The organism is Pediococcus siamensis (assembly GCF_047220215.1).
GTDB classification, from domain to species: domain Bacteria; phylum Bacillota; class Bacilli; order Lactobacillales; family Lactobacillaceae; genus Pediococcus; species Pediococcus siamensis.
This window is the reverse complement of record NZ_CP178375.1, coordinates 1,541,300-1,553,058: the sequence shown is the minus strand read 5'-3', so window position 1 is coordinate 1,553,058 and position 11,759 is coordinate 1,541,300. Positions and strand designations below refer to the sequence as shown.

Genomic DNA, 11,759 nt, shown 5'->3' with positions numbered 1-11,759 from the left:
GGATTGGCTGGAAGCATTTTGCTTCAGCACAATCCATTTTTTTAGGAAAACAGACAAAATTGTGGTTTGCTGCGTATTTCAGACGAGATGTGATAAAATCAAAACAGATTAAAAACTTTGAAAGAAGGCCGTTGGGAATGATTAGTCTTTATAATACGATGACGCGACAAAAGGAACCGTTTCAGCCAATTACACCAGGAGTTGTCAATATGTATGTCTGTGGGCCAACGGTTTATAACTACATTCATATTGGGAATGCCCGCAGTATTATTGCCTTTGATACGATTCGGCGGTATTTCGAGTATCGTGGTTATAAGGTCAATTTTGTGTCTAACTTTACGGATGTGGACGACAAAATGATTAATACAGCCAAAAAAGAAGGCACAACGGTTGCTAACGTCGCGGATAAATACATTAAGGCGTTTATGGCGGACAGCCAGGCCATTAATGTTGAACCGGCTACCCTCAATCCACGGGCAACGGAAAACATTCCTGAAATTATCGATTTTATTCAGGTCCTTTTAGATAAGGGCTATGCTTATACGGTCGATGGTGATGTTTATTATCGGACACGCAAGTTTAAATCTTATGGTAAGCTTTCAGGACAAAGTATCGATGACCTTGAACAGGGCGCGAGTGAACACACGAATGATGAAGAGACCGCACGTAAAGAGGATCCTATTGATTTTGCCTTGTGGAAAGGGCAAAAAGCAGATGAAATTGCTTGGGATGCCCCTTGGGGAAAGGGACGTCCTGGTTGGCACATTGAATGCTCGGTTATGGCTACCAAATACTTGGGTGATACCATTGATATTCATGCTGGTGGGGAAGATTTGGAGTTTCCGCATCATGAAAATGAAATTGCACAAAGTGAAGCGAAAACTGGCAAACCATTTGTGCATTACTGGCTTCACAATGGGTTTGTGACGGTGGGTGATGAAAACGAAAAGATGAGTAAATCTTTAGGAAACTTTGTCACAGTGCACGATATTGTGACACAGATGAATCCTCAGATCCTTCGTTTGTTTATGGCCACGACACAGTATCGCCGACCAATTCAATATACGAGAGAAAATTTGGCAGAAGCCGGCAACAATTTGGAGAAATTAAAAAACGCGTATGCCAATGTGAATTATCGATTAAAAAGTGCGGCAAACGGGCATGATACGAACATCGAAAATCAGATTACAAGACTGACCCAGGAGTTTGAAACCGCGATGGATGATGACTTTAATGTGCAAAATGGCATTGCAGTCGTTTATGAATTCGCAAAACTGCTAAATGTGTATAGCGAACAACCAGTAGTGAAAAGTGAAACATTGGTGCAGTTAAAGGCAAAATTTGCGCAGTTAGTTGGTATTTTCGGGGTGACTTTTGAAGAGCCTCAATTAGAAGATGCAACAGTCGCAGATTTGATCAAACAGCGCGATGACGCACGTGCTAACCGTGATTTTCAAAAGAGTGATGAAATTCGTGACACATTAAAAGCACAGGGCATTATTTTGGAAGATACCCCGCAAGGAACTCGCTGGAAAAGGAAATAAGTAAATGACAACAAATGAAGATTATCAACAATTAAACGGGATCGCACTTGCTTACTTAGGAGATGCCGTTTATGAAGTATACATTAGAAGACATCTGATTAACCTCGGTTTCACTAAACCAACAAAGCTACATCATACGGCGACCCATTATGTCTCGGCAAAGGCCCAAGCAGCTCTGATAGAAGCCATGAGGCAACAAAAAATTTTAACGGAAACTGAGCAGGAATATTTTCGGCGGGGACGCAATGCCAAGAGTCATACGTCAGCTAAAAATACCTCTGTGCTCACTTATCGCGTTTCAACCGGGTTTGAAGCGCTCATGGGGTACCTATCTTTGAGCGGACAACAAGAGCGGCTAGATTGGCTAGCAAATTGGTGTATTGAACAAGTTGAGAAAGGAACGGTAACTCATGCCACAAAATAACCAAAATAAGCATGCGAAGGAAGCACAGGGCGACTTTGTCATCGGGCGGCACCCCGCAATTGCGGCTTTGAAATCGGAGCAAACTATTAATAAGGTGTTCGTTCAAGAAGGGCTTAAGGCGGATGCGATTCGTGATATTGTTAAATTGGCTGAAAAACGCAAATTAATTGTGTCTCAAGTGCCCAAGCACAAACTAGATCACCTAGCTGATGGGCAAAACCATCAAGGCGTAGTTTTAGCGATCGCAGCGTTCGAATACGCCAGTCTGGATGATATTTTGGCGAAAGCTAGTCAAAAGGAAGAAGCGCCTTTTGTGCTCATTTTGGACAATATTGAAGATCCGCATAACTTGGGGTCAATTTTACGAACAGCTGATGCGGCAGGCGTACATGGGGTCATTATTCCTAAACACCGTGCGGTTGGATTAACGAGCACCGTTGCGAAGACTTCGGCAGGTGCCATTGAACACGTGCCCGTTATGCGGGTGACTAATTTGGTTAACACCGTCAAGACACTTAAAAAACAAGGGATGTGGATCTTTGGTACGGATATGGCCGGTACAGATTACCGGCAATGGGATGCTAAAGGATCAGTCGGTTTGATTATTGGAAACGAAGGAAAGGGAATTTCTCCGCTGTTAAAAAAACAGGTGGATGAAACGCTGACTATTCCGATGATTGGCCAGGTCCAGAGTTTGAACGCGAGTGTGGCGGCCAGCCTCCTTATTTACCAAGGTTTTTCAACACGGCATCCGCTCTAAGGTGAAGAAAAAGGCAAAAAGGGGACCAATTTCGGGAATTACATGACAGATTTTGGCCAAAACTAGTAGGCTTATAACATATTAAAGTGCTTTATTAAGGTTTAAATTGATACCACAAAAACATCAGTTCGCTTGTGACGGGTGTTTTTTCTTGCTATATTTATTTTTCGAGGAGGCTAGTTAGGAGCCAAAAAATGACTAACGAAAACTCCCTAATTGAGCTTTCAGAAGAAAAAGCGCTGATTACAAAGGCAAAATCAGGTGATTCAGCTAGTTTTGAACGTTTATTTCACCAGTACGCCCCGATTGTGATTCACATTCAAAAAAAGTACTTTTTGCGAGGGTATGATCTTGATGATTGGTTACAAGAAGGACGGATTATCTTTTTTAATACGATCGCTAATTATGATCCGCATCGCCATATCACCTTGGGCAAGTATTTTCGTACTAATTTTCAAAACCGGGTTTATAGTTTGATTCGGCGTGAAATGGCCTTTAAGCGGCGCTCTAATCTGTTTTGCAATTCATTAGAAGCCATGAAAGACGATGGTAGCGAATACGAGCGGCTTTTCATGACCAAACATGGCGGTCCGCACGAGCTGGCCGTTTTGAAAGAAGATTGTCGTCAGTACCAAGCAGAGCTTTCAGACTTTGAAGCACAAGTTTCGCACTATTTTTTTAGTGGTAAACGACCTGCCGAAATAGCTGAACTGTTGGCTTGTGAAGAGTCGCGGATCGCCAATGCGATTAGTCGGTGTCGGAGTAAATTTGCACAGAGTATTTCTTGGGACGAAAATTAGGGAACGAAAAGGGCTGCGGTCCTTTTTATTTTTGACCCATAGGCAACCACTGCCGAAGAATAGAAATTGACAGAAAGGCACTGTCATGATAGAGTTAAGTTTGATTATTTAGGGAGATATATATAATGGCTCAAAAACAAATTGCCCTGGCTTGTTCAGTTTGTGGTTCGCGGAACTATACAGTTGCGGCCAACCCCAATCGAACAACCAGATTAGAAGTAAAAAAATATTGTAAACATTGTAATAAGCACACACTGCACCGCGAAACTCGTTAGGAGGAAACAGTTCAATGAAATTTATTAAGAGCGTTATTCAAGAAATGCATGAAGTAACGTGGCCAAACGCGCGCCAGCTTCGCAAAGATTCTTCTTCTGTCATTGGATTATCTGTTTTCTTTGTGGCTTTCTTTGCGTTGGTTGATTGGTTAGTGCAGCTTTTCTTAGGATTATTCCAGTAAAGCATGGTGCTGACGGCACTTTTTTGTTATAATGATCATGTTGGAACTTCGTGTGGACGAAGTTTTTTTATTTTGGTTTAAATTTAAAGGAGAAATTAACGTGGAAACAGCTGCAAAAAATTGGTATGTCCTACATACTTATTCAGGATATGAAAACAAAGTAAAGGCGAACTTGGAATCTCGTTCGCAATCGATGGGAATGCAAGACAACATTTTTCGAGTTGTCGTTCCGGAAGAAGAAGAACACGAAACGAAAAACGGGAAAGATAAAGTCACCATGAAAAAGGAATTTCCTGGCTATGTTTTGGTGGAAATGGTAATGACAGACCAATCTTGGTATATTGTGCGTAACACACCGGGCGTTACTGGGTTTGTAGGTTCTCATGGTTCTGGAAGCAAGCCGTCACCTTTACTTCCCGATGAAGCAGAACGAATTTTACGTCACTTGGGCATGTCGGTGCGGCATGCTAATATTGATGTTGAAGAAGGCGAGACCGTTAAGATTGTGGACGGTGCTTTCTCTGGTTTAACTGGCAAAATTACTGAAGTTGACAATAAGAACCTTAAGTTAAAGGTTAACATCAATATGTTTGGTCGTGAAACCAGTACAGAACTTGATATGGATCAAATTGACAAACTCGACTAGTTTGGGTTTGTTCTTTTAAAGGTTACATGGTATACTTTTCAAGTATGCTTTTGTGCATATAAACGTGGGAGAGGAAATTTAAATCCTCATCATACCACACACGGACTTATAAGGAGGTATGTCTCGTGGCAAAAAAAGTAGCAAACGTTGTTAAATTGCAAATTCCTGCCGGAAAAGCAACTCCAGCTCCACCAGTTGGTCCAGCTTTAGGACAAGCAGGTATCAATATTATGGGATTCACAAAGGAATTTAATGCACGTACAGCTGACCAAGCTGGCATGTTAATTCCTGTTGTAATCACGGTGTATGAAGATCGTTCATTTGACTTCATCACAAAGACTCCACCTGCTTCTGTTCTCTTGAAGAAAGCTGCCGGTGTTGAACATGGTTCCGGTGAACCTAACACAAACAAAGTCGCAACTGTGACTAAGGATCAAGTTAAGGAAATCGCCGAAACAAAAATGCAAGATCTAAACGCTGCAAACGTTGAGTCTGCTATGCGCATGGTCGAAGGTACTGCACGCAGCATGGGCTTTGAAGTCAAAGACTAGGTTGTTGTAGTCGGATACTCCATTAAAGTGGATGTATCAAGTGGGAGGAAAATCCGATAAAACCACATTTGCAAGGAGGAAAACACGGATGGCAAAAAGAGGTAAAAAGTATCAAGACGCTTTAAAGCAAGTTGATACGACAAAAGCATACGCACCAAAGGAAGCTTTGGAATTAGTCAAGAAGATTGATTTCGCTAAATTTGATGCAACTGTAGAAACAGTATTTAATTTAAATGTAGATACAAAACAAGCTGACCAACAATTACGTGGCGCTGTTGTTTTACCAAATGGTACAGGTAAGGAACAAACAGTGATCGTTTTTGCTAAAGGTCAAAAAGCCAAAGATGCTGAAGCAGCTGGTGCAGATGTCGTGGGTGACGATGACTTAGTTCAACGTATTCAAGACGGCTGGCTTGATTTCGATGTTGCGATTGCAACACCTGATATGATGGCTCAAGTAGGTCGTTTAGGTCGAGTTCTTGGCCCTAAAGGCTTAATGCCAAACCCTAAGACAGGTACTGTAACCATGGATGTTACAAAAGCTGTTGAAGAATCTAAAGCAGGTAAGGTAACTTACAGAACAGACCGTGATGGTAATGTTCATGTGCCAATTGGCAAGGTTTCTTTTGATGCTGACAAGTTATTGGGTAACTTATCTGTCATTGAAGACACAATTGTTCGGGCACGTCCAGCATCTGTTAAGGGAACTTATGTCAAGAATGTTTCTGTAACATCAACATTTGGTCCTGGAGTCCATGTTGACTTAGCTCAATTCTAATTAGGATTGACTATTGACATAGAACTATTTTCTATGGTAACTTGGATAAGTAAATTATAATAAAATTTGCCTAAGACTCAGGTGACGTTAACGCGTCTTAATAACTGCCTGCCGAGGAACGTAGAAATGTAAATTTCCGTATCCCTTGTCTGGGTGCGGATTTTTTTATAATTAATAACTTGCTGGAGGTGAAATTAATGAGTAAAGAAGCAATCGCTAAAAAAGCTGCTGTTGTAGAAACAACTGCTGATTATTTTGGTAAAGCTGCTTCTGCAATTATCGTTGATTCACGTGGATTGACGGTTGCAGAAGATACAGAATTACGTAAGGAATTACGTGAAGCTGGCGTGACATTGCGCGTTATCAAAAACAAGATTTTAACTCGTGCTGCTGAAAAAGCTGGATTCGAAGACTTAAATGATGTTTTTGTTGGCCCTAGTGCCGTAGCATTCTCTGATGAGGATCCTGTTGCACCTGCTAAGATTTTGAAGAAGTTCGCTGACGCCCACGAAGCATTGACACTTAAAGGTGGCATGATCGAAGGTAAGATCGCTTCAATCGAAGAAATCGAAGCATATGCTGCAATGCCTAGCCGTGAAGACTTGCTCAGCATGCTTGCTAATGTCTTACAAGCACCTGTACGCAACGTTGCCTACGCTGTTAAAGCTGTTGCAGATAAGAAGTCTGAAGAAGACGCTGCATAATTAAATTTACACACAAAAATGGAGGAAACAAAAATGGCATTAGATAAAGACCAATTTATTGAAGACTTAAAGGGTGCTTCAATTACTGACTTAAATGACTTAGTTAAAGCTATCGAAGACGAATTCGGTGTATCTGCAGCTGCTCCTGTAGCTGCAGCAGGTGCTGCTGGTGGCGACGGTGCTGCTGCTAAGACATCATTCACTGTTGAATTAACAGAACCAGGTTCGGCTAAAGTTAAAGCTATCAAGGCAGTTCGTGAAATCACAGGACTTGGCTTGAAAGATGCTAAGGACCTTGTTGACAAGGCACCTTCAGCAATCAAAGAAGATGTTTCTGAAGAAGAAGCAAACGATGTTAAAGCTAAGCTTGAAGAAGCTGGCGCTACAGTTACAATCAAGTAATTGTCAGTCATTTAAAGGGGTCTCTGTCAAATTGTATTGGTGGAGATTTTTGAAAAGCATGTTCACTTCGGTGAATGTGCTTTTTTTGTTTACGCATAAATTAAACTGATACGAATGAAAAAGTTATGAATATTTTGAAAACCAAAACAGCTACGCTTTAACACCTTAATTTTACGATTTAGTCCTTCAATAGGACCGTTGGAATACGGATAACGACAACTATTGAGAACAGCAGGACCATTCTTTATTAAAGTTGAGATAGTAATATCCATTTGGTTGCCAGCCGCCTTGTAGTTGGCAATCAAGGTTTTAAATCCAACCGCATCTTTTTGTTGAATGGCTGTTAGAATTCCTTGATAGGTTTGATACACAGTTTTAAATTCTGGAAATTCATCTAAGGCTAGGTCAATGGCGTTCTGTTGGGTCATGTATTCGTTGATACCGTGTAAATAGATAAGTTTAGTATCATTGACCTTTTCTTCTGCCAAATGGAACAAACGCCATTGAGATTTTAGAATGCGATAAACTCGGGAATGCTTATCTTGAAAAGTATGGATCACACGTGTACGTTCGTTATCCAGTGCCCGACCGGCAAGTTGAATAATGTGGAAACGGTCAATGATGGTTATTGCCTTAGGAAATAACCGATGAATAAAGCCAGCATACTCAGCATTCATATCAACGGTGATTGTTTGAACTTTCATACGTTCTTGAACTGAATAGCGAGCTTCAAAGTAATCAATGATATCCTTACTAAGGCGATCCTTAAGAATCACAATGCGGCGATGACTAACGGCATCGCAACAGTTAAAGGACATTAGATGATTACAGGAACGGAATTCATCAAAACAAAGATTTTGGGGGAGTGTTTTAACACGATAAGCTAAGTGAATATTCGCATTTAAAATGCGTTGAACACTACTTGGTGAAATCCCACAAATCTTAGCGATTTCTTTACTGGTCAGCATATCCCGAGCCAGAACAATTACTTGATGTTTCACATTATGCGTAAAAGTTTCATTACGTTTAACGAGGTTAGTTTGAGCACCACAGGTTTTTAAACACCGTTTACATTGATATCTTTGTCGTTTTAGCTGCATCTCATAACGTCCACCTGATAAGGTTCCCAATCTTAGATGGCCAATGTGAGTTCCATTTTTGATTAGAGATTTATGGCCACAATGAGGACATTTTAAAAGTTGATAGGAAAGGATAGCGTGAACGACATGAACGTGTTGCCCATTGGGATAATGTTCCTTAGTAATCTCAGTTACAGTTAAATTAGGGTCTGTTATTTCGAATAGGCTTAGGATAGAATTAGTTAGGGACATTTGTTTTTCCTCTTTTCGATTTTATTAGGCGATTAAATCGTAACACAAAGAGGGCAAATGTCCTTTTTTTTTCAAAATAAAAACTGGTATCAGTTATTCACCAATACCAGAAAGTGTAGACCCATTTAAAGGAACTCACCGTTTTGGTGGGTTCCTTTTTTTGTTTAGTTTTCGTGAGTGCCAGTTTTGTGGTTCTTCATCAACTGTTACGGTGGGATCTTTAAGGTTCTAATCATTTGGCGATTAGGATTTTTTTGGTGTGATCCTAAACGCATACAATACCCGAGTTCTGCAACGAGAAAAACGCCGATATCCGTAGCTAACGCGCTTCATGATTTTAACTTTATTGTTTGAGCTCTCTAACGGTCAAGCTGTATAGACCGTCAAAAAAAGTATTTTTCGAAGTGATATGTAATCAACTCGCATTTGCTAATGGACAGTGCGTTTCCTTAGTAATAATATTCAAATAGAAATTAATAAATTATGATCAACGGAATTACTTCCAAAAGGCGTATACGTTCAGGTATGGTGTCTTTTTTGTGCAAAAAAATGGTTTTCATCGTTCAGAATGAAAAACTACGGTCATTACCATCGACTGTGGCTTACTTCTTCTGACTATGGGTATTGTTTTGTTGTCATTATTAACCTACAAGAGGTGCACGCCTCTTTGTATGCTTGAACGCATAGTTCTCATAAAAAAAGAATAGATTAATGCAGTGAAACACACCGTCTGTCAACGCCGATGTGAAAATGTCGTTTTTTGCCGATTAAAAAATGCTGTTTTTTACCGATAAGGTTTACAGTGTCTCACTGCTCCTTTCTTTATTTTGTGAGCTAAAACCTGATAAATCAGGTCCAGAATTATCCTTCTTTTCAATCAAATGATCCTTCATTCGATATGATCGACCGGTGATTCGGATGACTTTAGCGTGGTGAACCAAGCGGTCTAAAATGGCGTTAGCTAACATCTTATCTGAAAAGGTGTTTCCCCACTTAGAAAGCGGAATATTAGTGGTGATAATGGTTGATTTCCGTTCATATCGTCTTTCAATTAGCTGAAAGAACAGCTTAGCACCCACTGACTCAATTGGGAGATAACCAATCTCGTCAATGATTAGAATTTGAAAACGGGCATACCGGCGCAACACTTCTTCGCTTCGTCCTTGAACTTGTGCTGTTTGAAGCTTGTTGATGAGGTCGCTACATCGAATAAACTGCGTTGAAATTCCTTGTTTACACCCTTCAATTCCAATGGCGGTGGCTAGGTGAGTCTTACCGACACCGGAGGTGCCGATAAACAAAATGTTTTGATTCTCTTGGGTGAATCTTAGTGATCCCAAGTCCTCAATTGTCCCTTGGTTAATTCCTGGTTGATAGCTAAAGTCAAAGTCAGCTAACGTTTTTTCATATGGAAAGCGGGCTAGTTTAATTCTCAAATTAATCTTTTTTTGTTCCCGGTATTTAAGCTCAGCCGTTGTCAATTCGAATAAGGCATCACTCAAGGACTTGGGTGCTTCATCTTGATGATCCAATAGGTAGCCTAAATGTTCGGCGAAACGATCTAACTTTAATTGTCTAAGGTTGGTGTATAACGCTTGGTAATTAGCCATTTTCTCACTCCATTTCATCAAACATCTTCAGGTTTCGGTCGACGTAATCATCAATGACTCGGTCATCACGATTCTTATAAAGGTCTGATCGGACAATCTCTTCCATGTCATCGCGAAGATAATTAAATCTTTTCAGTGAAATAGGGTGAGAACGAATTAGTTCTCCGTTATAATAAACGTATAGAGTATTGTCATCGTGTTTAATTTGTACGGTTTCGTCAATATATCTGATGGGGACGGAGTATTTCCGATTTTGAAAGACAATCATTGATTCCTTGCTAACTTTCCTTGCGATGGTTTGGCTGGCATAGGCATCGAGTAAGTCATGATCAAAATCATGGAGATACTCTTTTTCTTTATCAAGCAATAAATAAGGCGGAATTTGAGTCGCCTGAGACTTCTCATGATTCAGCTGATCACACGTCAAATGAACGATCTCGGCTAAGTCTAGCGGCTCTTCAAACTCATGGTTGTAAACTTTAATTCGCTGAGTAGTTCTGGCCAACGCCTCAACCTTTCCTTTGGTTTGTGGCCGAAACGGTCGACAAGCAATTGGCTTGAAACAAGCGTCCTTAGCGTATTCAACGAAGGTTTCATTAAATACCGGCTTACCAAAATTACTTTTATGATGATCGACGACAACCTTTTGGTTGTCAAACCAGATTTCTTTCGGCACACCCCCGGTTGCCCAAAAGGCATTCGTTAAGCAATCAAAAAAGGTAGTTTGGCTGCGACTGAAGGTAAATTGCATGTATTTCATTCGCGAGTACCCTAAAACATATAAGAAGATGTTGCCTTTGACAATCTCTCCATGCCGAGAAATCAATGTTAAGTCTTCTTTCCAATCAACCTGGGCTGAAAGCCCTGGCGAGGTTTCAATCCGGATAGTGGCTTTTTTCGTTGCGGCTTTTCTGATGGTTCGACAATAGTCTCTGAGAATACTTTGCTTTCCTTGATAGCCACGTTCTTTGATAAAGTAATAAATTGCCGTTGCCGAACAGCCTTCTAGAACCTTTTCTTCAATCGTTTTTCGATAATCGTCAAGTTTACTCGGCCGCCGTAAGGGTTGTGGCTGCTCATCTGGGGGCGTGAGCCCTAAATTGTAGTATCTTTTAACCGTTCGCGGATCAACACCATATCGTCGACCAATTTCAGCGAAGTTGGGCTTTATTTTGTTCATAATATATTGCTGGACACACTGTTCAACATCTAAACGCATTTCAGTTCCTCCAAATTTGAGATACGTTTAGTTTACCGTAAAAAAATGTTGGAAAACCGACATTTTCTAATCGGTATTTTCCAACATTTTACAACCGTTGCTGACACCGTCTACATTATGCAACTGTTTTACATTTTTATTTGATTAATTGTTAATCGCGAATGCGTTCTTCGTATGGATAAAAATTCTTAATTTTGGTCGTCGTCACAAAGCTGCTTAAGCTTATACTGCGAAATCAGTATCAACATACATATTACAATTTTCTAATCATTCTCTGCGTAATTAAAAGAATAATAAAAAAGACTTGACAGAGATAAAACATAGACATAAAATTCTAATTAATAAATATTTATTAAACGATAAATCTCTCGGCTTAAGGGTGATTCTTTGCGAAAAGCAAAGTATTTGAGGTAAAAAAATTAAAGGGTTGGAACCTAAAACAGTTGCTATCTGTCATCATTATTAAACCAAAACTGTTTTAACGAAAAAGCACCCATTATGATTTTTCTTCATAATGGGTGCTTTTTATATTA

14 protein-coding genes, 1 pseudogene and 1 other annotated feature are annotated in these 11,759 nt (G+C 40.1%); of the genes and pseudogenes, 11 read left to right on the top strand and 4 right to left on the bottom strand.

The features are described from left to right. The first annotated feature begins 137 nt into the window (after positions 1–137). The 11 genes from cysS (at position 138) to rplL (ending at position 7,066) form a co-directional block, all read left to right on the top strand. Positions 138–1,544, top strand: a complete 1,407-nt coding sequence (cysS, locus tag ACLJJ6_RS07640; protein WP_412988716.1) for a cysteine--tRNA ligase — start codon at positions 138–140, stop codon at positions 1,542–1,544. Between the two features lie 4 nt (positions 1,545–1,548). Then, a complete protein-coding gene (locus ACLJJ6_RS07635) occupies positions 1,549–1,968 on the top strand; it encodes a Mini-ribonuclease 3 (RefSeq protein WP_412988714.1) in 420 nt (139 codons plus the stop codon). Further along, positions 1,955–2,728 carry a 23S rRNA (guanosine(2251)-2'-O)-methyltransferase RlmB gene (gene rlmB, locus ACLJJ6_RS07630; protein ID WP_412988712.1) on the top strand — a complete coding sequence of 258 codons (774 nt, stop codon included), beginning with the start codon at positions 1,955–1,957 and terminating at the stop codon, positions 2,726–2,728. The genes ACLJJ6_RS07635 and rlmB overlap by 14 nt, the downstream gene beginning before the upstream one ends. Before the next feature lie 194 nt (positions 2,729–2,922). Then, the gene (locus ACLJJ6_RS07625; RefSeq protein ID WP_412988711.1) at positions 2,923–3,528 is read left to right on the top strand and encodes a sigma-70 family RNA polymerase sigma factor; all 606 of its coding nucleotides are present in this window, start codon (positions 2,923–2,925) and stop codon (positions 3,526–3,528) included. Positions 3,529–3,653: 125 nt separating this feature from the next. Beyond that, the gene (gene rpmG, locus ACLJJ6_RS07620; protein ID WP_083490520.1) at positions 3,654–3,803 is read left to right on the top strand and encodes a 50S ribosomal protein L33; all 150 of its coding nucleotides are present in this window, start codon (positions 3,654–3,656) and stop codon (positions 3,801–3,803) included. Positions 3,804–3,817: 14 nt separating this feature from the next. Continuing rightward, positions 3,818–3,985, top strand: coding sequence for a preprotein translocase subunit SecE (gene secE / locus ACLJJ6_RS07615; RefSeq protein ID WP_412988710.1), 168 nt, complete (start codon positions 3,818–3,820; stop codon positions 3,983–3,985). A gap of 100 nt (positions 3,986–4,085) precedes the next feature. Next, positions 4,086–4,631, top strand: coding sequence for a transcription termination/antitermination protein NusG (gene nusG, locus ACLJJ6_RS07610; RefSeq protein WP_412988709.1), 546 nt, complete (start codon positions 4,086–4,088; stop codon positions 4,629–4,631). Between the two features lie 125 nt (positions 4,632–4,756). Next, positions 4,757–5,182: a 50S ribosomal protein L11 gene (gene rplK, locus ACLJJ6_RS07605; RefSeq protein ID WP_057750558.1), complete on the top strand. Its 426-nt coding sequence runs from the start codon at positions 4,757–4,759 to the stop codon at positions 5,180–5,182. Positions 5,183–5,270: 88 nt separating this feature from the next. Beyond that, positions 5,271–5,960, top strand: coding sequence for a 50S ribosomal protein L1 (gene rplA / locus ACLJJ6_RS07600; RefSeq protein ID WP_412988707.1), 690 nt, complete (start codon positions 5,271–5,273; stop codon positions 5,958–5,960). A 51-nt stretch (positions 5,961–6,011) separates the two neighbouring features. Then, positions 6,012–6,135: a sequence feature (ribosomal protein L10 leader region), on the top strand. Between the two features lie 22 nt (positions 6,136–6,157). Next, positions 6,158–6,664: a 50S ribosomal protein L10 gene (gene rplJ / locus ACLJJ6_RS07595; RefSeq protein WP_412988705.1), complete on the top strand. Its 507-nt coding sequence runs from the start codon at positions 6,158–6,160 to the stop codon at positions 6,662–6,664. Positions 6,665–6,697: 33 nt separating this feature from the next. Beyond that, the gene (rplL, locus tag ACLJJ6_RS07590; RefSeq protein ID WP_412988703.1) at positions 6,698–7,066 is read left to right on the top strand and encodes a 50S ribosomal protein L7/L12; all 369 of its coding nucleotides are present in this window, start codon (positions 6,698–6,700) and stop codon (positions 7,064–7,066) included. Between the two features lie 89 nt (positions 7,067–7,155). Here rplL and ACLJJ6_RS07585 read toward each other — a convergent pair whose 3' ends face one another. The 4 genes and pseudogenes from ACLJJ6_RS07585 to istA all read right to left on the bottom strand — a co-directional run bounded on the left by ACLJJ6_RS07585 (position 7,156) and on the right by istA (position 11,226). Next, positions 7,156–8,397: an ISL3 family transposase gene (locus ACLJJ6_RS07585; RefSeq protein WP_412988180.1), complete on the bottom strand. Its 1,242-nt coding sequence runs from the start codon at positions 8,395–8,397 to the stop codon at positions 7,156–7,158. Between the two features lie 243 nt (positions 8,398–8,640). Continuing rightward, positions 8,641–8,751, bottom strand: a pseudogene (locus ACLJJ6_RS07580) (hypothetical protein); the annotation flags it as partial. Positions 8,752–9,194: 443 nt separating this feature from the next. Beyond that, a complete protein-coding gene (gene istB / locus ACLJJ6_RS07575; RefSeq protein ID WP_412988384.1) occupies positions 9,195–10,025 on the bottom strand; it encodes an IS21-like element helper ATPase IstB in 831 nt (276 codons plus the stop codon). Beyond that, complete coding sequence (istA, locus tag ACLJJ6_RS07570; RefSeq protein ID WP_260210390.1) at positions 10,012–11,226, bottom strand: IS21 family transposase; 1,215 nt, start codon at positions 11,224–11,226, stop codon at positions 10,012–10,014. Before istA ends, istB begins: the two co-directional genes overlap by 14 nt. Positions 11,227–11,759 lie beyond the last annotated feature (533 nt).